Consider the following 19,730-nt stretch of genomic DNA (forward strand, 5'->3'; position numbering starts at 1 on the left):
TGGCCCGCTTAACATGGTTTCAATCGGTCGAAAAGCCTGAAAACGCGCTAAGCACAGCGTATGACAGGCAATTTCGCCGAAAACCGGTCAGCGGGGCCTTGCGGCGCCAGCTACCCAAGAAGGTGCTTAAACAGCGCCGCAATCCTTTTCATGACGGACTTACGTGCCGTCAGATCATCGCCATGCCGCCGTTGACGTGCAGGGTCTGGCCGGTCATGTAGGCCGCTTCGTTGGAAGCGAGATAAAGCACGGCAGAGGCGACTTCGGCACCCGTGCCCATGCGCTTCATGGGAATGGCGCCCATGATGGCGTCTTTCTGCTTGTCGTTGAGCTTGCCGGTCATCGCGCTTTCGATGAAGCCCGGGGCTACGCAGTTGACGGTAACGTTGCGGGTGGCGATTTCCTGCGCCAGCGACTTGGAAAAGCCGATCATGCCGGCCTTGGAAGCGCAATAGTTCGCCTGGCCGGGATTGCCGGTAACGCCGACGATGGAGGTGATGTTGATGATGCGGCCAAAACGGCGGCGCATCATCGGATGCGTCAGCTCGCGCGTCAGGCGGAACATCGCCGTCAGGTTCACTTCGATGACGTTATCCCAGTCTTCGTCGCTCATGCGAACGAACAGGCCATCCTTGGTGATGCCGGCGTTGTTGACGAGGATATCGACGCCTTCCAGCTCGGCTTCAGCCTTTTCACCGAGTGCCTTGACCTCGGCGCGGTCGGCGAGGTTGGCCGGGAAAATCTTGACGCGGTCGCCAAGTTCCGTCGCCAGCGCCTCAAGCTTTTCAACGCGGGTGCCGTGCAGGCCGACAGTTGCGCCCTTTTTGTGCAGAAGGCGGGCGATTTCTTCGCCAATGCCGCCGGTCGCGCCGGTTACGAGGGCCTTGCGGCCTGTCAGATCAAACATGTCCTATTCCTTCTTTAGAGCTTCGGACTGAAAATGGTGAGCGTTGTTGCGCCCTGAGGAATGCGGCTGCGGGAGAAATCCCGCCTCAGCCGATAAGCGTGGCGAGAAGCTGATCGATATCGGCAGCACCGTTGACGGCAACGCCATTCACCGTCTTGTCGATACGGCGGGCAAGGCCCGTCAGCACCTTGCCGGAACCGATTTCGTAAAGCTGGGTCACGTTGTTGGTGGCAAACCATTCCACCGTCTCACGCCAGCGCACCTGGCCCGTCACCTGCTCGACCAGGAGGCCGGCGATCTCATTGGCGTCGGAAACGGGGGCGGCACGCACATTGGCGATGACAGGAACGACCGGATTGTGCTTTTCGACTTTGGCCAGCGCCTCGCGCATGGCTTCCGCCGCCGGCGCCATCAGCGCGGAGTGGAAGGGAGCGGAGACCGGCAGCATGATGGCGCGCTTGGCGCCCTTTTCGGAAGCGATTGCCGCTGCCTTTTCGACAGCCGCCTTGCTGCCTGATATAACCAGCTGGCCACCGCCATTGTCGTTGGCGATCTGGCACACGCCGAGAATGCCAGCCTCGTCGCAAATGGCGGAAACGGCATCGTGCTCAAGCCCGATGATTGCGGCCATCGCGCCCTCACCCACCGGCACGGCGGCCTGCATGGCATTGCCGCGGATGCGCAGAAGACGGGCGGTATCGGCAACCGAGAAAGTACCGGCGGCACAGAGCGCCGAATATTCGCCGAGGGAGTGGCCCGCGACATAAGAAACGGTATCGGACAGTTTTAATCCGCGCGCCTCAAGAACGCGCATGACCGCCATCGAGACGGCCATGAGGGCCGGCTGGGCATTGGCCGTCAGCGTCAGCGTCTCTTCAGGGCCGTTCCACATGATGTCGGAAAGCTTCTGGTCGAGCGCTTCGTCGACTTCCTGAAACACGGCGCGTGCTTCCGGATAGGTATCCGCCAGCTCCTTGCCCATGCCAACAGCCTGGCTTCCCTGACCGGGAAATGTGAATGCAATACCCATGGGATGTCGTCCTTCTTGTCTGGCCTTGCCTTTATTCTTGTCGACTTCCATTCACATTCCCACCAGCGAAGTCAAGGCTTGAGGCCGCCTGCCGGCCCGGTGTGAGGGGTTTTGTCGTGCTGTTTTCCCCTTTCTTTTCATCATATTTTTTCTTGCACTGCGGCAATTCCCCATTACTTTCACACCACCTTCCAAACTATCTGGCCAAGCACCGGGACATTTCCATGAAACAGAGACTATTGGGCCGCACGGATATTTCCGTGTCTGAAATCTGCCTCGGCACCATGACATGGGGCACACAGAATACCGAAGCCGAAGCGCATGCGCAGATGGATTACGCCGTCGAAAACGGTGTGAATTTCTTCGATACGGCAGAGCTTTACCCCACCACGCCCGTTTCCGCGGAGACCCAGGGCCGGACGGAAGATTATATCGGCTCGTGGTTTGAAAAGACCGGAAAGCGCGATCAGGTCGTGCTCGCGACCAAGGTTGCCGGCTCAGGACGCGATTACATTCGTGGCGGTCGCGATATCGACGCAGCCGCGATCCGTGAGGCTGTCGATACCAGCCTCCAGCGCCTGAAGACCGACTATATAGACCTCTACCAAATCCACTGGCCGAATCGCGGCACCTATCATTTCCGTGGAGCATGGAGCTTTGACGCTTCCGGTCAGGACACGGCGCGCACGCTTGCCGAAATTACCGAAAAGCTGGAAACGCTCGGCGAACTGGTAAAGGCCGGAAAAATCCGCGCCATTGGCCTTTCCAACGAAAGCGCCTGGGGCACGCAGAAATATATCGACATCGCCGAAGCCAAGGGCCTGCCGCGCGTCGCCACGATCCAGAACGAATATAACCTGCTCTATCGCAGCTTCGATCTGGACATGGCGGAAGTCGCCCACCATGAAGATGTCGGCCTGCTCGCCTATTCACCGCTGGCAGCAGGGCTGCTGACCGGCAAATACCAGAACGGCGCCCGTCCCGCCGGTTCACGCGGAACCATCAACAAGGATCTCGGTGGCCGTCTGCAGCCGCTTCAGGAAGCTCCGGTAAAGGCCTATCTGGAGCTTGCCGCCGCGCATGGTATCGACCCCGCAAAGCTCGCCATTGCGTTCTGCCTGACGCGCCCCTTCATGGCCTCCGTCATCATCGGCGCCACCACGATAGAGCAGCTGAAGGTTGATATTGCGGCAGCGGATGTCACTCTTTCCGAGGACGTGCTGACGGGCATCGCAGCCATTCACCGGCAATATCCAATGCCGATCTGATGATCGAGCGGCGCGCTTTTTCGCCTCTGCCCTTGCATTCCGGGCAAAAATCCGTATAAGCGCGCTGTTCACAACACCCGGTCCAATTGGCTGGTGGCTGAACGGAGGGCTGGTTCCGGTCACGGAACAGCAGGAACCATAAGGTTTTTCCGGCCTCCCGTGTCTCCGCTCTCGACCGTCTCGAACAACGCTTTTCTTGCTTTAAGGCTCACGCCTTTTCAGGAGCAGTCGTTGAGGCTTAGCGCCGTTGCCGGGTGAAGGACGAAACGCAAGAAAGGCAAAGCTTAAATGGCTCTTTACGAACACATCTTCCTTGCCCGGCAGGATATTTCTGCCCAGCAGGTCGACGCACTTGTCGAGCAGTACAAGGGCGTTATCGAATCGTTCGGCGGCAAAGTCGGACGCATCGAGAACTGGGGTCTGAAGTCCCTCACCTACCGCATCAAGAAGAACCGCAAGGCTCACTACGCTCTCATGGACATCGACGCTCCGGCGGCCGCCATCCATGAAGTCGAGCGCCAGATGCGCATCAACGAAGACGTTCTTCGCTACATGACCATCGCCGTCGAAGCCCACGAAGAAGGCCCGTCCGCGATGATGCAGAAGCGCGACCGTGACGACCGTCCGCGCCGCGATGGCGACCGTCCGGACCGTGGCCCGCGTGAAGATCGTGGTCCTCGCGAAGACCGTCCGCGCCGTCCGCGCGAAGACCGTGCATAAGGAGAATTGACCAATGGCTGACGCATCCTCTTCCCAGGCACGCCGCCCGTTCCACCGCCGTCGCAAGACGTGCCCCTTCTCCGGCGCCAACGCTCCGAAGATCGACTACAAAGACGTACGTCTCCTGCAGCGCTACATTTCCGAGCGCGGCAAGATCGTTCCTTCCCGCATCACGGCCGTTTCCCAGAAGAAGCAGCGCGAACTCGCCCAGGCGATCAAGCGCGCCCGTTTCCTCGGCCTGCTGCCCTACGTTGTAGCGTAATGAATTGAAGCGAGGCTGCGTTTAACGCGGCCTCGCTTTTCCAGATCCTTCCGCGTTGGGCGCGGATCGATACTCTAAATCCCATGTTGGGGATGAGGCTCTCACGAGCGATCCTCTAACTGCTTAGTTTCAGCAGGACAGCGAAGTGCAAAAGTTGAACCAGACAGTGCTGATCTCCGGCGTTCTCGCCGGCATATGCGCCGCGTTTTTAACGCTTGGCGCAACGGCACAGTCGTCCTTTTCTTTCCTGCTCTATGCCGGTTCCGCCATGCCGATCCTGATCGCAGGCATGGGCTGGGGTAATCGCGCCGCCATCGTCGCCATCATCACCACCGCCATCATCGGTGCGCTGGTCATGTCGCCGCTGTTTGCGCTGACCATCGCGATCTTCACGCTGATCCCGGCGGGCTGGCTTTCGCATCTCGCCAATCTGGCGCGCCCGGCTTCCGAAATCGGCGGCCCGGATGATCTGCTTGCCTGGTATCCGCTCTCCGGCATCGTGCTGCACCTGTGCATTCTGGTTTCGGTCGCCGTCGTCATTCTTGGCTGGATGATCGGTTACGGCCCTGATCTGGTCGCGCGCATGGTCGATATCATGATGACCTCGGTGCAGAACCGCGAACCGCTGTTCGAACCCAATGCAGAGGCGCTGGCGCAAACGAAATCGCTGCTGGTGCTGATGCTGCCGATCGTTCAGGGCGGCCTCTGGGTCATCCTTCTGTTTGCGGCCTATTATTTCGCGACCCGGCTGGTCGGCTCTTTCGGCAAGGGCCTGCGCCCGCGTGAGGACATTCCCTCGGCACTGCGCATGCATCGCAACGCGATCTTCATTTTCCTGGCCGGCATTCTCGCCATGTTCCTTGGCGGCGTGGCGGCCATGATCGGCGCGGTCATCTGCGGCACCTTTGGCGCGGGCTTCCTGATGGCGGGTTATGCCTCGCTGCACAAGCGCGCCCGCGGCAAGGACTGGCGCCTGCCGGTCCTCATTCTCGCATATCTCTCGGCGGTCTTTGTCTTTCCGCTGTTCATCATTCTCGTGTTCGGCCTCAGCGACGTGCGCAGCACGATCTCCCTGACGCCGGCGCGGAAAACCGACACTACGAACGAAACCAAACCATAGAAAGGATCAAGAAGATGGACGTTATTCTTCTCGAACGCATCAACAAGCTCGGCCAGATGGGCGAAACCGTCAAGGTTCGCGACGGCTATGCCCGTAACTTCCTGCTGCCGCAGGGCAAAGCGCTGCGCGCCAACGCCGCCAACAAGACCCGTTTCGAAACCGAGCGCGCAACGCTCGAAGCTCGTAACCTCGAGCGCAAGTCGGAAGCCCAGAAGGTTGCCGAAGCACTCGAAGGCAAGTCCTTCATCGTTGTCCGTTCGGCTGGCGAAACCGGTCAGCTGTACGGTTCTGTTGCTGCTCGCGACGTCGTTGAAATCCTGGCTGCCGAAGGCTTCAACATCGGCCGCAACCAGGTTGAGCTGAACACGCCGATCAAGACCATCGGCCTGCACAACGTTACCCTGCACCTGCACGCCGAAGTCGAGCTGCAGGTCGAGCTGAACGTTGCCCGTTCGGCTGAAGAAGCAGAGCGTCAGGCCAAGGGCGAAAGCCTCACCTCCGCTGACGCCATCTACGGCGTTGACGAAGACGCGCTGCGTCCGGAAGACTTCTTCGATCCGGAAGCTGACCGCGACGGCGACGACGAGTAAGATCTGGCCTAACGGTCAAAGGAAAACCCCGGATGGCGACATCCGGGGTTTTTTGTTTGCGTGGTCTGAGTTTGCAGAGGGGTTATCCCTCCGCAAACTCAACGCCAGACTACCTCGCCGCCGTCTCCGCCCCATCGGGCGCCTTGCTCTTGTCCACATGCACCACCACAGACATGCCCGGCGAAAGTTCTGCCGCCAGCGGCTGATCCGCGTCGATGGTGATGCGCACACCGAGACGCTGGGCGATTTTCACGAAATTGCCGGTCGCATTGTCGGGCTTGATAACGGCGAATTCCGAACCCGTGGCGGGCGAAAAACGCTCCACATGGCCGGTCAGCTTCCGGCGATGCAGCGCATCGACGGAAATCGTCACAGGTTGGCCGACCTGCATGCCCGCAAGCTGGGTCTCCTTGAAATTGGCGATAACCCAGACATCATGCGGCACAACGGCCATCAGCTGCGTGCCGGCGGTGACATATTGGCCAGTGCGCACGCCGATTTCGCCGAGCCTGCCATCCACGGGCGCACGGATTTCGGTGTTGGCGAGGTCGATCCGGGCAAGCTCGACGGCCGCTTCGGCATTTGCGACCGCAGCCTGCAGCGAACTGCGGTTAACGATGATGGTCTGCAGATCCTGCCGTGAAACCTCAAGGGCGGCTTTCGCCTGCGAGAGCGATGCCCGCGCCTTTTCCAGTGCGGCATGGGCTTCTTCCTGAAGGCTGGAAGTTCCCACGCCGCTTTTTATGAGATTATCCTGCCGGTCGGATGCCAGTTGGGCCTGTTTCAGCGAGGCTTCGGCGCTGTCGACCGCGGCCTGGCTGGAAAGAATATGGGCATTGGCTGCATTTTCCTGCTGGCGGGAATTATCGAGAGCCGCCTTTTGCGTATCGAGCGTTGCTTCCGCCTGCGCCTGTTTCTGGCGATAGATACGGTCATCAATCTTCGCCAGCAAAGCACCCTGCTTCACCTCCTGATAATCCTTCACCGGCACATCCACGACATATCCGCTGACCTGCGGGCTCATGGTCGTGACGTAACCGCGCACGAATGCGTTGTCGGTCATTTCCACGGTCGAGAGAAAGGGCGGCAGCCGCCAGGCGTAAAGCACGAGCGCAACACCGGCGAAACCGCCGAGCAGCACGAGAATGGAAACGGGAGTAAAAAACTTCTTCAACATTTTGGCACTCTTGGAAGGTTCAAGACTGGGGGGCCGGTGCGGCATCGATGTCCTCCGGGAAAAGGAAGGGGCGGATGCGCAACCATGCGAGGTGGATCAAAAGCGCGGCCAGCGCCAGCGCGGAAACGACGGAGATGAGCAGGAACGTGTCATTATAGGCAAGCACATAGGCTTCCCGGCTGACTTGCTGGCCAAGCAGCGACAATCCCTCCGCCTTCAGCAATGCCGGATCGGTGATGACATGGCTGTAAGCACCGGAAAGCTGGGAGACACGCTGGGCAACGAGAGGGTTGGTGAGCAGGATGTTCTCCACCAGCACATTGGAGTGGAATTTCTCCCGCAGCGTTACGAAACTGCCGAGCAGGCCCGTCATCAGCATGGAACCGGTGATCTGCGTAAACAGGAAGATGGTGATGAAGTTCACCAGATAAGGCGCACCCCGTGCCAGTGCTGCGCCGAAACCCTTCGCCATGACAGGCGGCAGGAACATGGCCGCACCGAAGGCGATCATCATCTGGCTGAGATACATCTGTTCGGGGCGGGTGAGGTTCGTCGACTGGCTGTCCATAAAGGAACCAGTCGCGATCAGTGTCAGCGCAATGACATGGGCGGTTTCGACATATTTCGTCAACATCAGCCATGCGCAGGCCGCCCCGCCAAGAATGGTGGCAAGCAGCACGAGGGCATAAAGCATGGTGGTCTGGTCGTTGAGCAAGCCAAGCTGCTGATAGAAGCTGACCGCGGTGGAGGATTGTTCCGACGAGACCGCCCGGTAGACAAGCAGGACGGCAATGGCGTGCAGGTTGGTTTTGGAGAAAATCCAGCGCAGGTCGAGCAACGGGTTCTTACGCGGCAATTCGATGAAAGCCATCAGTGTCAGAAGCGCGATGGATGTCGCCAGCAGCGCGCCAAGCCACCAGGTTTCGAACCACCAGTAGAACCGGCCGAGCGTCAGCATGACTGCAAGGCAACCGAGACCGCCCGCAAACAGGAGATAGCTGAGGATATCCATACGCTCGATCACCTTCGCACGCGGCGGCGGTGTGACCTTGAGGACGTAAATCATGGCGAAGGAAATCAGCGCAAAACCGACCTCCATTGAATAAAGGGCGTTCCAGCCATCGATCGCCAGCAGCGAGGGTGACACCATGCGCGCAAGCGGCGCCGACAACAGCGTACCTGTCAGTGCAATGCTGAATCCCAGCGAGAATTTTCGCGCGGGCGGAAAGGCCTCAAGAATATAGAGAAAGCCGAGCGAGGAAATCGGCGCGGCGGCCATGCCGCTGACGAAGCGGATGACGATGGCCGAATGCAGGTCCGTCACGAAGAGGTTGAGGCAGGAAGCAACCACGAAGGCGATGATCGAAAGTTCGGCGAAGGGCCGCAGGCCATATTGCGCGCGCACCTTGAACAAGGCGATGGAAAAGGTGGCATAGGGTGCCATATAGGCAGCGGATAACCAGGCGACCTCGGCCACCGTCGCCGAAAACTCGCCCTGCAGCTGGTAGATATTGGCCATGACGAGGTTCATGCCGAGGCCCTGCGTAATGAAAAACGACAGGCCTGCAAAAATGAAACACAGCCGCAGCCACAATGGCCGCTCCACCGGCTGAGGTGCAGCTGCGGCAGACGGAGCCTGCGTGCCGCTCCCGGCGCCGGCGTCCGGTGATTGAGCCGGGCCCGTCGTCTCTGTGGGGCCATTGGCGGGCCTGTCCTTTTCGGCGGCGTCCGACGCTGCCGTTAGCGGTAAAGAGGTGCTCACGATTGCGCCCTCCCCGCTGCAAGATTTTGCAGATTGGCCGAAAGCCGCCGCATGACATCCAGCGCCATTGCCAGCTCCTGCGAGGAGATATCGGCGGCGATTTCCGAACGCAGCGACTTTGCCATTTCCTGCACCGTCTGCGAGGTTTCTTCGCCCTCCGCCGTCATGTGAATACGTTTGGCACGCCGGTCGTTCTCATCGGATCGGCGTTCGATGAGGTTCTGCTTCTCCATGCCATCAAGCACTCGCACCAGTGTCGGCGTCTCGATTTCCATTTCCTCCGCGAGCTCCGTCTGCGTCAACGGTCCGCGCCGCGAGAGCGCGAAAAGCGCACGCGCACGCGCCAGCGTCAGCCCGCTTTCCCCTACCCGCGCATCGAAAAACGCGCGCAGTTTGCGGGTGAAAGCGGAAACTTCATCGAGAAGCTGTTCCTTGTCGGTCTCGCGGGACATGTCAGCAAGCCTTATAATTAGTACACTACTTATTTTCTGCCTATTTATTCGTAAGGCTGACGATTTTCAAGTTTCTTTCGTGCCGGGTCTGCCATGCGGTAAACTCATGGCGGCGAATCACGTTGCCGGGAAATTTCCCGCTTTGTCCCCATCCCGCCTGTGGATTGCTGGGGACAACTGAAGATGTGATCCGACTTCGCTCAGCGGACGTCGGCCTGCCATGGAGTGTTGCAACAATATCATTGACTGCAATGGCACAGAAAGCCAAACCCGAGGTGTAAGAACAGGCAAAGGGAGATCGCGCAAACCATGAACGACGCTGTGAGAAAGATCACCCCCGCGCAACCGGCGGAACCGCATTACCGCGAAGCGCCGAACAATATCGAGGCCGAACAGGCGCTGCTCGGCGCCATCCTCGTCAATAACGACGCCTATTACCGCGTATCGGACTTCTTGAAGCCCGTGCACCTCTACGAACCGCTGCACCGCAAGATTTTCGAGGTGGCAGGCGATATCATCCGCATGGGCAAGACCGCCAATCCGGTGACGATCAAGACCTTCCTGCCGGCCGACGACAAGATCGGCGACCTGACGGTGGCGCAGTATCTCGCGCGTCTGGCGGCAGAAGCCGTGTCGATCATCAACGCGGAAGATTACGGCCGGGCGATCTATGATCTGGCGCTGCGCCGCGCGCTGATCCAGATCGGCGAGGATGTCGTCAACATCGCCTATGACGCGCCGCTCGACATGCCGCCGCAGGCACAGATCGAAGACACCGAACGGCGCCTGTTCGAACTGGCGGAAACCGGCCGTTACGACGGCGGCTTCCAGTCGTTCAACGACGCGGTGGCGCTGGCGATCGACATGGCGGGCGCGGCCTTCGAGCGCGACGGAAACCTCTCCGGCATCTCCACCGGCATCCACTCGCTTGACGCCCGCATGGGTGGCTTGCAGCGTTCCGACCTTATCGTGCTTGCCGGTCGTCCGGGTATGGGCAAGACCTCGCTTGCGACCAACATCGCCTACAATATCGCCGCTTCCTATGAGCAGGAAGTGCAGCCGGACGGCTCGTTCAAGGCGAAAAATGGCGGCGTTGTCGGTTTCTACTCGCTCGAAATGTCCTCCGAACAGCTGGCAACGCGTATCATTTCAGAGCAGACCGAAGTTTCCTCGTCGAAAATCCGTCGCGGTGACATCACCGAGGCCGATTTCGAAAAACTCGTCGCCTGCTCACAGATGATGCAGAAGGTGCCGCTTTACATCGACCAGACCGGTGGTATCTCGATTGCCCAGCTTTCCGCGCGCGCCCGCCGCCTGAAGCGCCAGCGCGGCCTCGATGTTCTGGTGGTCGACTACGTTCAGCTGATGACCGGCTCCGGCAAGAGCGGCGAAAACCGCGTGCAGGAAATCACCCAGATCACCACGGGCCTGAAGGCGTTGGGCAAGGAACTCAATGTTCCGATCATCGCGCTGTCACAGCTCTCCCGTGCGGTGGAGAGCCGCGAAGACAAGCGCCCGCAGCTTTCCGACCTGCGTGAATCAGGTTCCATCGAGCAGGACGCCGACGTGGTGCTGTTCGTGTTCCGCGAGGAATATTACGTCAAGAACATGGAGCCGCGCGATCCTGCCGATCCGAAATATGCCGAGTGGGAAGCGCTGTTCGACAAGGTAAAAGGCACGGCTGACGTCATCATCGCCAAGCAGCGTCACGGACCGACTGGCACCGTGAAGCTTGCCTTCCAGTCCGAATTCACCCGCTTTACGGACTTGGCCGATCCGAGCTTCAGCCAATACGAAGAACATTGAGGCGGCAATAATTGCCGTATGTTTACCGTCTCGGCTATTTCCCACGTTCCGGAAACAAGGCTCGAGTCCTTTCAAGACGTTGGTGGCTTTTTCTCACAAACCGATTCCGCGCAGCAGCGCCACGGCCGCCACGCCGACTGTTGCCGCCGGCAGAAGGCTGAGGCGCAGCGCCGCGACAGCGGTGACCGCGCAGGCGATGGTTTCCGCCGGTCCGCTGGCAAGCGCAGTCGGCGTGACGACGGCCATCAGGACGGCGGGCGGCACTACGCCGAGGGCCTTTTTAAGGCGCGCGGTCAGGGTAAACCGACTGACAAGCAACAGGCCGCCGAGGCGTGTTGCGACGGTTGCCGCCATCATGGCGAGAATCGTCAGCAGCGTATTAAGGTCGAGCGTCATGCCGGCTGCTCCGCCTGTTCATCATGGCCGAAGGCGGCGACAGCGAGGCCCGCGAGCGCACCGGCGGCGATATACCAGGCTCCGGGTACCAGCGCATGGGTGAGAAAGGCGGCGGAGGCGCTTGCCAGAAGCACCGAGCCCGTTTCCCGGCCCTTCCAGAACCCTATGAGCAGCACGATAAACACCGCGGGAAAGGCGAAATCCAGCCCGATGACCGACATGTCGCCCATGACCGAACCCAGCAAAGCACCGGTGAGGGTGGCCAGGTTCCAGACGATATAGATCGACAATGCAGCGCCGGTGAAGAAACCCGCCGTCAGCCTGCCGGCGATGACACGAAACTCCGACAACGCCCAGGATTCATCCGTCAGCACCAGCATGGCCGCATATTTCCGCCAGCCCCGGAAATCGTCCAGCTTGCCGGCGATGGAAGCGCTCATCAGCACGTGGCGCAGATTGACGAGCAGCGCCGCAAAGCCGAGCGCGCTCCAGCTAGCCGGATGGGTCCATAAGTCCATCGCCACGAATTGCGAGCCGCCGGCGAAGACCAGCAGCGACATCAGCGAGGCTTCGAGCGGCGACAGGCCCTTGCCGATGGCGACCGCGCCAAACACGACGCCGATCGGCACCATGGCCACGAGCAATGGCGCGGCGGCCCGTAATCCCGCGACGAATTCCGTCCTTTTGTCCCATATTGACATCGCTTTCTCCCTTTCAGGAGAGCGATTACGCGTAAGACATCCACCGGTCTTGTACGAAAGTGACGTCACACAGGAATGCGTGTGCCGGCATCACCCCATGCGAAACTGGCCCGGGGTAATGCCGGTGCGCGCCTTGAAATGGCGGGTGAAATGCGCCTGGTCCGCAAAACCGCACATCGCCGCCACCTCGGCCGGCATCTCGCCGGCGCGCAGAAGCCGACGCGCCCTGCGGATGCGCACGTCGGTCAGATAGGCGTGCGGGGTGATGTAGAACTCTTTCCTGAAAGCACGGATAAGGTGTGCGCGGCTGAGACCGGCAATGGAAGCCAGTTCCTCAAGGCCGATATCGGTCTCGTAATTGTCGGAAAGGTAGTCGCGGGCGGTGTAAACCGCCGTTTTCTCGCGCGTTTCGACCTGCAGAATAATGGCGCTGCCATGCCTGCCGAAAAGGGCGGCGAGAACCGAGAACATGCCCTCATCCGCCTCGAGGGCACCGGATTTCTCCTCCAGACGCCGGTGCGCCATCTGAAAGGCGGCCGCCATCTGCGGATCGCGCGGCAGAAACTTCGGGAATGAAGGCGTACCGTGGAAGGCCCTGCCTGTCACATCCTCGATGATATCGCGCAGCAGTGCGGTGTCGGGATAGATCATCCGGTAACGGTAACCGCCGCCGCCTGGTGCACCATCGTGAATCTCGTCGGGATTGATGAGATAGAGATGCCCCGGCCCCGTCTGTTCGGTAGTGCCCTGAATGGTGGAAATCTGCGAGCCACTTTCGATGGCGCCTATCGAAAACGTGTCATGGGCGTGAGGCGAATATTCATGGGTGAGAAACGTAGCACTCAGGCATTCCATGCCGCCAAAACGTTCGTCTCGCCAGAAACGCGTGGTTTCCGTCGTGGCGACGGGCATGAAATCGAGGGCCTGTTCCTGCGAAACATTGTGCATGAGCGAAGTTTAGAGCATTCGATCCTTACCGTCTTGAACAAAAGTGCTAGGGTCTGGTCGGTTCCAAAATCAACCGGACGCATGGCATGACAGACGACTTCGAGGATACATTCGCTGAAACCGAAACCGACGCTTTCGAACACGCGCCACTGCGGCTGACCGTCGATCTCGGTGCGCTGGCCGATAATTGGCGGGACATGAGGAGACGCTCCGGTAAGGCGCGGACAGCGGCCGTCGTGAAGGCTGATGCCTATGGCCTCGGCATCGAGGATTGCGGCGCAGCGCTCTACCATGCCGGCGCGCGCGACTTCTTCGTGGCAACGGTTGCCGAGGGTGAGACCCTGCGTTCCTATGCACCTGAAGCACGCATCTTCGTCCTGTCAGGCATCTGGCAGGGCCAGGAACGGCAGGTCTTCGACAATGATCTGGTGCCGGTTCTTGCCTCCGAGGAGCAGCTTTCCTTCTGGATGGCGACGGTGGCCGAGCGTGGTGATCACCCCTGCGCACTGCATGTGGACACCGGCTTCAACCGTCTCGGACTGCCGCTCGACGATGCGCTGTTTCTGGCCGACGACGTGACCCGGCCGGCAAGTTTTGACCCGGTTCTGGTGCTTTCCCATCTCGCCTGTGCCGACACGCCCTCCTCGCCGATGAACAGGGCTCAGCTCGAATCATTCCGGATGGTTAGCACTGCTTTCGAAGGTATCGAATCGAGCCTCTCGGCTTCCGCCGGTATCTTTCTCGGCCCGGATTATCATTTCGACCTTACCCGTCCCGGCATAGCGCTCTATGGCGGAGAGGCGGTCAACGACGTTGCAAGTCCCATGCGGCCGGTCGCCAAAGCCGAAGCGCGCATCATCCAGATCCGCGATGCGGGCGAAGGCCAGACCGTCAGTTATGGCGGCACCTTTCTGCTGAAACGCGCAAGCCGCCTCGCCATCGCGACTGTCGGTTACGCGGACGGATACCAGCGTTCGCTGTCCGGTTCCGGCATTCCGCTGCGCGAAATGGGCCATGGCGGCGCATACGGTGTCGTCAACGGCCACAAGGTGCCGGTTGCTGGCCGCGTCACCATGGACCTCACCATCTTCGACGTGACGGATGTTCCGGCCAATGCCATTCGAACCGGAGACTATGTCGAGCTTTTCGGTCCCAGTGTGCCCGTAGACGAGACTGCACGGGCGGCAGGAACGATCGGCTATGAGATGTTGACAGGACTTGGTCTGCGATATGAGCGGCAATATCTGATGGCGGATGATTGAGACGCGCCTTTAGCGCTTGGAAAGCTCACGCGACCTGTGTTAAAAGAGAACAAAAGGAGATCGAAATGCCCGAAATCCATTTGAGCGAGCAGGACGAGAAGTTCATCGAGGAGCAGGTGGCAGCTGGCGTCTATAGCGATGCGGATGCAGTGATTTCTGCTGGACTTCGTTTGCTGGGCAGCGATGAGGGAAAGAAAGCGGCACTCAAGCTGCTGCTGCAGGAAGGAATTGATGATGCTGACGCTGGCCGTGTTCACAGCTATCGGTCGCGAGATGCTTTCCTGAGCGACATCAAGAACCTGTCCGCGCAACGAAAAACGGGGACCGATCATTAATATCCGGACCGTTATCTGGACCACGCGGGCAAGGCAGGACGTCGCTGAAGATCACGCCTATATCGCAGTGGAAAATCCGGCCGCGGCCGACCGTCTCGCGCTTGAAATTTTTGACAAGGTCGAATCGCTAGCGGCGCTCGGCCTGTCCGGCGTCTCACGAAGCAGCTATGGAACAGGGCTTCGCAGCATTGCCTATCGGGACCGCGTGATTTTCTTCCGCGTCAACGAGAATGAGCTTACGGTCCTGCGCGTCCTCCACGGCCACCAAGACATCTCCGCAGATCATTTCAAACAAGAAGAAAACTGACATAGATGGCCAAAGCCAAGACTCAATTCGTGTGCCAGAACTGCGGCACGGTTCATACCCGATGGGCGGGAAAATGCGAAGGCTGCGGCGAGTGGAATACCATCGTCGAGGAAGACCCGATGGGCGGCATCGGATCCGGCCCGGGCAAGGCTCCCAAGAAGGGCCGGCCAGTCACACTCACCTCACTATCAGGTGAAATCGAAGAAGCCCCCCGCATCCCGACCGGCATCAGCGAACTTGATCGGGCGACCGGCGGCGGTTTCGTGCGCGGTTCGGCCGTTCTGATCGGTGGGGATCCCGGTATCGGCAAATCGACGCTCCTCATGCAGGCGGCCGCCGCCCTTTCGCGGCGCGGCCATCGCATCATCTATGTCTCCGGCGAAGAGGCGGTGGCGCAGGTGCGTCTGCGTGCGCAACGTCTGGGGGCTGCGGAAACCGATGTGCTTCTGGCGGCGGAAACCAATGTCGAGGATATTCTGGCGACGATTTCCGAAGGCAAGCGGCCCGATCTCGTCATCATCGATTCCATCCAGACATTGTGGAGCGATACCGCCGATTCCGCCCCCGGCACGGTGACACAGGTGCGCACCGGCGTGCAGGCGATGATCCGTTTCGCCAAGCAGACGGGCGCGACCATGGTGCTTGTCGGCCATGTCACCAAGGAAGGCCAGATCGCCGGCCCGCGCGTGGTGGAGCACATGGTCGATGCCGTCCTTTATTTCGAAGGTGACCGCGGCCACCATTACCGCATTCTTCGAACCGTCAAGAACCGCTTCGGGCCGACCGATGAAATCGGCGTGTTCGAAATGTCGGATCGCGGCCTCAGGGAAGTGTCCAATCCATCCGAACTGTTTCTGGGAGAACGCAACGAAAAATCACCGGGCGCTGCGGTTTTTGCAGGCATCGAGGGCACACGCCCCGTGCTCGTTGAAGTGCAGGCGCTGGTCGCGCCAACCTCGCTCGGCACACCGCGCCGCGCGGTGGTCGGCTGGGATTCGTCGCGACTCGCCATGATTCTCGCGGTACTGGAGGCCCATTGCGGCGTGAAGCTCGGTCAGCACGATGTCTATCTCAACGTCGCCGGCGGCTACCGGATTTCTGAACCGGCCGCCGATATGGCTATTGCTTCTGCGCTGGTTTCCTCGCTTGCCGGTCTTGCCCTCCCCGCCGATTGCGTCTATTTCGGCGAAATCAGCCTGTCGGGCGCGGTGCGCCCGGTCTCGCACACGGGCCAGCGATTGAAAGAAGCTGAAAAACTCGGCTTTTCCGCCGCACTTCTGCCTTCTGCTTCGGCTGAATTGCCGAAAGGCGGCAAGGGGCGCTGGACGGAAATCGAAAGCCTTCCGGACCTCGTGGCCCGCATCGCCGGCTCCGGCAACCGGTTCAAACAGGTTGAGGACGACGAATATTGATCCTTTCGCCAAAGGAAACAGTGGTGTAAGAGGATCGCAAAATTGGCAAGGCAGCGCCTGACAGGGCGTCGCACCTCCGGAGTTGGTATATGCCCATTACAATTTTCGACGGCATCGTCATCGCCGTTGTTCTTTTCTCCGCCATTCTCGCGATGGTCCGCGGTTTTTCCCGCGAAATCCTGTCGATTGCGAGCTGGGCCGGTTCGGTCGCCGCCGCCTATTATCTTTATCCGGTCCTGCTGCCCTATGCGCGCAACTATACCGATGACGACAAGATCGCCATTGCCGGTTCCGCAGGCGTCGTTTTCCTCGTCTCGCTGATCGTGATTTCCTTCATCACCTCGCGCATTGCCGATTTCATCATCGACAGCCGCATCGGCGCACTGGACCGTACGCTCGGATTCCTGTTCGGCGCGGCGCGCGGCATTCTGCTTCTAGTGGTTGCGGTCGCCTTCTGGAACTGGCTGGTGGATGTGAAGACGCAGCCGGAATGGGTGACGCAGGCGAAGTCCAAGCCCTTCCTCGACGGGCTGGTGGGCAAGCTGGAGGCGGTTCTGCCTGACGATATCGAGCCGCAGATTCGCGCTCGCATCCTTGGAAAACCGCAGGAACAGACGACCACGCAGGCGCCTGCCGAAGATGTGCCGGCAACAAATCCGCCGGCAACGAATAATTGACACAGTGTCGCGTCTTGCAATGCATGCAAGGCGCGCTATTTGTGCTAAATATCAAGCACGACACAGACGGACCGACCGGGAGAGATACTCGCCGGCGAGGTCTTTCTTTTTTCTCGGTAGAGAGCAAGGGCAAGCCGGATGATTGAGCCGCTTTCGCATTCCACATTCCATGGGACCACTTTCAAGGAAGAGATCGACGGCGATACGCTGCATGAAGAATGCGGCGTTTTCGGCATTCTCGGCCATGCCGACGCCTCGGCGCTGACCGCGCTTGGCCTGCATGCCCTGCAGCATCGCGGCCAGGAAGCAGCCGGCATCGTCTCCTTCGATGGCAAGCGCTTCCATCAGGAACGCCATATGGGCCTCGTCGGCGATCATTATACCGATCCTGCAACGCTTGCCCGCCTGCCCGGCTCCATCGCCATCGGCCACACCCGTTATTCCACCACCGGCGAAGTGGCGATGCGCAACGTACAGCCGCTGTTTGCCGAACTGGAAGAAGGCGGTATTTCGATTGCCCATAACGGCAACTTCACCAACGGCCTGACGCTGCGCCGCCAGATCATCGCGACGGGCGCCATCTGTCAGTCGACCTCGGATACCGAAGTGGTGCTGCACCTCATCGCGCGCTCCCGTCATGCCTCCACCGCCGACCGTTTCATCGATGCCATCAGGCAGATGGAAGGCGGTTACTCGATGCTGGCGATGACCCGCACCAAGCTGATTGCCGCGCGTGACCCGATCGGTATCCGCCCGCTGGTCATGGGCGAGCTGGACGGCAAGCCTATCTTCTGCTCGGAGACCTGTGCTCTCGATATCATCGGCGCGAAATTCGTGCGCGACGTTGAAAACGGCGAAGTCATCATCTGCGAGATCCAGCCTGACGGTTCGATCACCATCGATGCGCGCAAGCCCTCGAAACCGCAGCCGGAGCGTCTCTGCCTGTTCGAATATGTCTATTTCGCCCGTCCCGATTCCGTCGTCGGCGGCCGCAACGTCTACACGACGCGCAAGAACATGGGCATGAACCTTGCCAAGGAAGCACCGCTCGAAGCCGATGTGGTGGTGCCCGTTCCCGATGGCGGCACGCCCGCAGCGCTCGGTTTTGCGCAGGAGAGCGGCATTCCCTTCGAATACGGTATCATCCGCAACCATTATGTCGGCCGCACCTTCATCGAGCCGACCCAGCAGATCCGCGCCTTCGGTGTCAAGCTCAAGCATTCCGCCAATCGGGCGATGATCGAAGGCAAGCGCGTGGTGCTGGTGGATGATTCCATCGTGCGCGGCACGACCTCGGTCAAGATCGTGCAGATGATCCGCGAGGCCGGCGCCAAGGAAGTGCATATCCGCGTTGCCAGCCCGATGATCTTCCATCCGGATTTCTACGGCATCGACACACCTGATGCCGACAAGCTGCTGGCGAACCAGTATGCGGATGTCGAGGCGATGGCGAAATATATCGGCGCCGATTCGCTGGCGTTCCTGTCGATCGACGGGCTTTATCGCGCGGTGGGCGGTGAAAACCGCAATCAGGCGCGGCCGCAGTTCACCGACCACTATTTCACCGGCGATTATCCGACCCGCCTCCTCGACAAAAACGGCGAGGCGATGGGCAGCAAGATTTCCATGCTGGCCAGCAACGGCTGATAATCCCGAAAGAACAAGCGGCCACCGGTCTCCGGTGGCCGCTTTTTTCTTGCCTTTTATCAGCCCGCGAGCTGCGGCAATTTAATTGCTTGCAGCAGGCGGCTGCGGCTTCGTACAAGGAAGCGCAATCATTTCGGGGGAGACCATGACTATCGATCTCAAGGGCCGCATCGCTCTCGTCACCGGCGCGTCGCGCGGCATCGGCTATTTCACCGCGCTGGAACTCGCCAAGGCCGGCGCGCATGTCATCGCCTGCGCCCGCACGGTGGGCGGCCTTGAGGAACTGGACGACGCCATCAAGGCCGTCGGCGGCACCGCGACGCTGGTTCCCTTCGATCTCTCCGACATGAAAGCCATCGATGCGCTGGGCGCCAATATCTACGAGCGCTGGGGCAAGCTGGATATTCTGGTCGCCAATGCCGGTGTCCTCGGCGTCATCTCGCCGGTCGGCCATATCGAGGCAAAGGTTTTCGAAAGGGTCATGACCATCAACGTCACCGCCACCTGGCGGCTGATCCGCTCGGTCGAGCCGCTGCTTCTCAAATCTGACGCCGGTCGGGCATTGATCCTGTCCTCGGGTGCCGCTCATAGCTGTCGTCCCTTCTGGGGCGTCTACTCCACCTCCAAGGCAGCTGTGGAAGCACTTGCCCGCACCTGGGCGGCGGAGACGCAGAAGAGCGCGCTTCGCGTCAACAGCATCAATCCCGGCGCCACGCGCACGGCAATGCGCGCGCAGGCCATGCCCGGCGAAGATCCCGCCACCGTGCCGCATCCGTCAGAGGTAGCCGCAGCCATCCTGCCGCTTGCTTCGCCCGATCTCAAAGAGACCGGCAAGCTCTTCCTGGTCCGGGAAAACCGGTTCGTGGATTACCGTCCGCCGGAGTGATGCCGGTCGGCGGGTCAGCCAACGTCACGAGAGAAACGCTTGACCGCGCATGACCGCCGCGCCAT

At 60.2% G+C, this 19,730-nt stretch carries 21 protein-coding genes; 13 read left to right on the forward strand and 8 right to left on the reverse strand.

Annotated features, from left to right (window positions below):
- Positions 1 to 169: 169 nt before the first annotated feature.
- Positions 170 to 907, reverse strand: coding sequence for a 3-oxoacyl-[acyl-carrier-protein] reductase (gene fabG, locus FHW77_RS15030; protein ID WP_004441046.1), 738 nt, complete (start codon positions 905 to 907; stop codon positions 170 to 172).
- 85 nt (positions 908 to 992) lie between these two features.
- Positions 993 to 1,937 (reverse strand): ACP S-malonyltransferase, encoded by a 945-nt coding sequence (gene fabD / locus FHW77_RS15035; RefSeq protein ID WP_004441044.1) that lies wholly within the window; start codon positions 1,935 to 1,937, stop codon positions 993 to 995.
- 224 nt (positions 1,938 to 2,161) lie between these two features.
- Here fabD and FHW77_RS15040 point away from each other — a divergent pair, with 224 nt between their 5' ends.
- From FHW77_RS15040 to rplI, 5 genes are all read left to right on the forward strand, one after another.
- The gene (locus FHW77_RS15040) at positions 2,162 to 3,205 is read left to right on the forward strand and encodes an aldo/keto reductase (protein ID WP_004441042.1); all 1,044 of its coding nucleotides are present in this window, start codon (positions 2,162 to 2,164) and stop codon (positions 3,203 to 3,205) included.
- Between the two features lie 288 nt (positions 3,206 to 3,493).
- Complete coding sequence (rpsF, locus tag FHW77_RS15045; RefSeq protein WP_004441041.1) at positions 3,494 to 3,925, forward strand: 30S ribosomal protein S6; 432 nt, start codon at positions 3,494 to 3,496, stop codon at positions 3,923 to 3,925.
- A gap of 13 nt (positions 3,926 to 3,938) precedes the next feature.
- On the forward strand, positions 3,939 to 4,187 hold the full coding sequence (gene rpsR, locus FHW77_RS15050; protein ID WP_003502063.1) for a 30S ribosomal protein S18: 249 nt from the start codon (positions 3,939 to 3,941) through the stop codon (positions 4,185 to 4,187).
- 145 nt (positions 4,188 to 4,332) lie between these two features.
- On the forward strand, positions 4,333 to 5,307 hold the full coding sequence (locus FHW77_RS15055; RefSeq protein ID WP_004441038.1) for a hypothetical protein: 975 nt from the start codon (positions 4,333 to 4,335) through the stop codon (positions 5,305 to 5,307).
- Between the two features lie 14 nt (positions 5,308 to 5,321).
- Complete coding sequence (gene rplI / locus FHW77_RS15060; protein WP_004441037.1) at positions 5,322 to 5,897, forward strand: 50S ribosomal protein L9; 576 nt, start codon at positions 5,322 to 5,324, stop codon at positions 5,895 to 5,897.
- A gap of 109 nt (positions 5,898 to 6,006) precedes the next feature.
- Here the strand turns inward: rplI and FHW77_RS15065 are convergent, their stop codons facing one another.
- The 3 genes from FHW77_RS15065 to FHW77_RS15075 are packed head-to-tail and all read right to left on the reverse strand — an operon-like array spanning position 6,007 to position 9,288.
- A complete protein-coding gene (locus FHW77_RS15065) occupies positions 6,007 to 7,074 on the reverse strand; it encodes an HlyD family secretion protein (RefSeq protein ID WP_034496251.1) in 1,068 nt (355 codons plus the stop codon).
- A gap of 19 nt (positions 7,075 to 7,093) precedes the next feature.
- The gene (locus FHW77_RS15070) at positions 7,094 to 8,836 is read right to left on the reverse strand and encodes an MFS transporter (protein WP_004441033.1); all 1,743 of its coding nucleotides are present in this window, start codon (positions 8,834 to 8,836) and stop codon (positions 7,094 to 7,096) included.
- On the reverse strand, positions 8,833 to 9,288 hold the full coding sequence (locus tag FHW77_RS15075; RefSeq protein WP_004441032.1) for a MarR family winged helix-turn-helix transcriptional regulator: 456 nt from the start codon (positions 9,286 to 9,288) through the stop codon (positions 8,833 to 8,835). Before FHW77_RS15075 ends, FHW77_RS15070 begins: the two co-directional genes overlap by 4 nt.
- 309 nt (positions 9,289 to 9,597) lie before the next feature.
- Here FHW77_RS15075 and FHW77_RS15080 point away from each other — a divergent pair, with 309 nt between their 5' ends.
- Complete coding sequence (locus FHW77_RS15080) at positions 9,598 to 11,094, forward strand: replicative DNA helicase (RefSeq protein WP_004441029.1); 1,497 nt, start codon at positions 9,598 to 9,600, stop codon at positions 11,092 to 11,094.
- Positions 11,095 to 11,187: 93 nt separating this feature from the next.
- Here FHW77_RS15080 and FHW77_RS15085 read toward each other — a convergent pair whose 3' ends face one another.
- The 3 genes from FHW77_RS15085 to FHW77_RS15095 form a co-directional block, all read right to left on the reverse strand.
- Positions 11,188 to 11,490, reverse strand: coding sequence for an AzlD family protein (locus FHW77_RS15085; protein ID WP_004441027.1), 303 nt, complete (start codon positions 11,488 to 11,490; stop codon positions 11,188 to 11,190).
- Positions 11,487 to 12,191 carry an AzlC family ABC transporter permease gene (locus FHW77_RS15090; protein WP_004441025.1) on the reverse strand — a complete coding sequence of 235 codons (705 nt, stop codon included), beginning with the start codon at positions 12,189 to 12,191 and terminating at the stop codon, positions 11,487 to 11,489. Before FHW77_RS15090 ends, FHW77_RS15085 begins: the two co-directional genes overlap by 4 nt.
- Before the next feature lie 90 nt (positions 12,192 to 12,281).
- Positions 12,282 to 13,139, reverse strand: coding sequence for an AraC family transcriptional regulator (locus FHW77_RS15095; protein WP_064263196.1), 858 nt, complete (start codon positions 13,137 to 13,139; stop codon positions 12,282 to 12,284).
- A gap of 86 nt (positions 13,140 to 13,225) precedes the next feature.
- Between FHW77_RS15095 and alr the strand changes: the two genes are divergently transcribed.
- The 7 genes from alr to FHW77_RS15130 all read left to right on the forward strand — a co-directional run bounded on the left by alr (position 13,226) and on the right by FHW77_RS15130 (position 19,665).
- Entirely contained in the window at positions 13,226 to 14,401 is a 1,176-nt protein-coding gene (gene alr, locus FHW77_RS15100; protein ID WP_004441022.1) for an alanine racemase, read from the forward strand.
- Between the two features lie 65 nt (positions 14,402 to 14,466).
- Complete coding sequence (locus FHW77_RS15105) at positions 14,467 to 14,736, forward strand: type II toxin-antitoxin system ParD family antitoxin (RefSeq protein WP_004441020.1); 270 nt, start codon at positions 14,467 to 14,469, stop codon at positions 14,734 to 14,736.
- Positions 14,737 to 14,749: 13 nt separating this feature from the next.
- Positions 14,750 to 15,043, forward strand: coding sequence for a type II toxin-antitoxin system RelE/ParE family toxin (locus tag FHW77_RS15110; protein WP_034495818.1), 294 nt, complete (start codon positions 14,750 to 14,752; stop codon positions 15,041 to 15,043).
- Between the two features lie 5 nt (positions 15,044 to 15,048).
- A complete protein-coding gene (gene radA / locus FHW77_RS15115; RefSeq protein ID WP_004441018.1) occupies positions 15,049 to 16,455 on the forward strand; it encodes a DNA repair protein RadA in 1,407 nt (468 codons plus the stop codon).
- An 89-nt stretch (positions 16,456 to 16,544) separates the two neighbouring features.
- On the forward strand, positions 16,545 to 17,132 hold the full coding sequence (locus FHW77_RS15120; RefSeq protein ID WP_004441017.1) for a CvpA family protein: 588 nt from the start codon (positions 16,545 to 16,547) through the stop codon (positions 17,130 to 17,132).
- Positions 17,133 to 17,270: 138 nt separating this feature from the next.
- On the forward strand, positions 17,271 to 18,779 hold the full coding sequence (purF, locus tag FHW77_RS15125) for an amidophosphoribosyltransferase (protein WP_004441015.1): 1,509 nt from the start codon (positions 17,271 to 17,273) through the stop codon (positions 18,777 to 18,779).
- Between the two features lie 145 nt (positions 18,780 to 18,924).
- On the forward strand, positions 18,925 to 19,665 hold the full coding sequence (locus tag FHW77_RS15130) for an SDR family NAD(P)-dependent oxidoreductase (protein ID WP_004441013.1): 741 nt from the start codon (positions 18,925 to 18,927) through the stop codon (positions 19,663 to 19,665).
- Positions 19,666 to 19,730: the final 65 nt, after the last annotated feature.

Origin of the sequence: Agrobacterium sp. RC10-4-1, from assembly GCF_014138475.1 — a bacterium.
Taxonomy (GTDB): domain Bacteria; phylum Pseudomonadota; class Alphaproteobacteria; order Rhizobiales; family Rhizobiaceae; genus Agrobacterium; species Agrobacterium pusense.

Excerpts from the sequence above, each read along its gene's own strand:
- fabG (WP_004441046.1), bottom strand. The coding sequence starts at position 907 with ATGTTTGATCTGACAGGCCGCAAGGCCCTCGTAACCGGCGCGACCGGC.
- fabD (WP_004441044.1), bottom strand. The coding sequence starts at position 1,937 with ATGGGTATTGCATTCACATTTCCCGGTCAGGGAAGCCAGGCTGTTGGC.
- FHW77_RS15040 (WP_004441042.1), top strand. The coding sequence starts at position 2,162 with ATGAAACAGAGACTATTGGGCCGCACGGATATTTCCGTGTCTGAAATC.
- rpsF (WP_004441041.1), top strand. The coding sequence starts at position 3,494 with ATGGCTCTTTACGAACACATCTTCCTTGCCCGGCAGGATATTTCTGCC.
- rpsR (WP_003502063.1), top strand. The coding sequence starts at position 3,939 with ATGGCTGACGCATCCTCTTCCCAGGCACGCCGCCCGTTCCACCGCCGT.
- rplI (WP_004441037.1), top strand. The coding sequence starts at position 5,322 with ATGGACGTTATTCTTCTCGAACGCATCAACAAGCTCGGCCAGATGGGC.
- FHW77_RS15065 (WP_034496251.1), bottom strand. The coding sequence starts at position 7,074 with ATGTTGAAGAAGTTTTTTACTCCCGTTTCCATTCTCGTGCTGCTCGGC.
- FHW77_RS15075 (WP_004441032.1), bottom strand. The coding sequence starts at position 9,288 with ATGTCCCGCGAGACCGACAAGGAACAGCTTCTCGATGAAGTTTCCGCT.
- FHW77_RS15080 (WP_004441029.1), top strand. The coding sequence starts at position 9,598 with ATGAACGACGCTGTGAGAAAGATCACCCCCGCGCAACCGGCGGAACCG.
- FHW77_RS15085 (WP_004441027.1), bottom strand. The coding sequence starts at position 11,490 with ATGACGCTCGACCTTAATACGCTGCTGACGATTCTCGCCATGATGGCG.
- FHW77_RS15090 (WP_004441025.1), bottom strand. The coding sequence starts at position 12,191 with ATGTCAATATGGGACAAAAGGACGGAATTCGTCGCGGGATTACGGGCC.
- FHW77_RS15095 (WP_064263196.1), bottom strand. The coding sequence starts at position 13,139 with ATGCACAATGTTTCGCAGGAACAGGCCCTCGATTTCATGCCCGTCGCC.
- alr (WP_004441022.1), top strand. The coding sequence starts at position 13,226 with ATGACAGACGACTTCGAGGATACATTCGCTGAAACCGAAACCGACGCT.
- FHW77_RS15105 (WP_004441020.1), top strand. The coding sequence starts at position 14,467 with ATGCCCGAAATCCATTTGAGCGAGCAGGACGAGAAGTTCATCGAGGAG.
- radA (WP_004441018.1), top strand. The coding sequence starts at position 15,049 with ATGGCCAAAGCCAAGACTCAATTCGTGTGCCAGAACTGCGGCACGGTT.
- FHW77_RS15120 (WP_004441017.1), top strand. The coding sequence starts at position 16,545 with ATGCCCATTACAATTTTCGACGGCATCGTCATCGCCGTTGTTCTTTTC.
- purF (WP_004441015.1), top strand. The coding sequence starts at position 17,271 with ATGATTGAGCCGCTTTCGCATTCCACATTCCATGGGACCACTTTCAAG.
- FHW77_RS15130 (WP_004441013.1), top strand. The coding sequence starts at position 18,925 with ATGACTATCGATCTCAAGGGCCGCATCGCTCTCGTCACCGGCGCGTCG.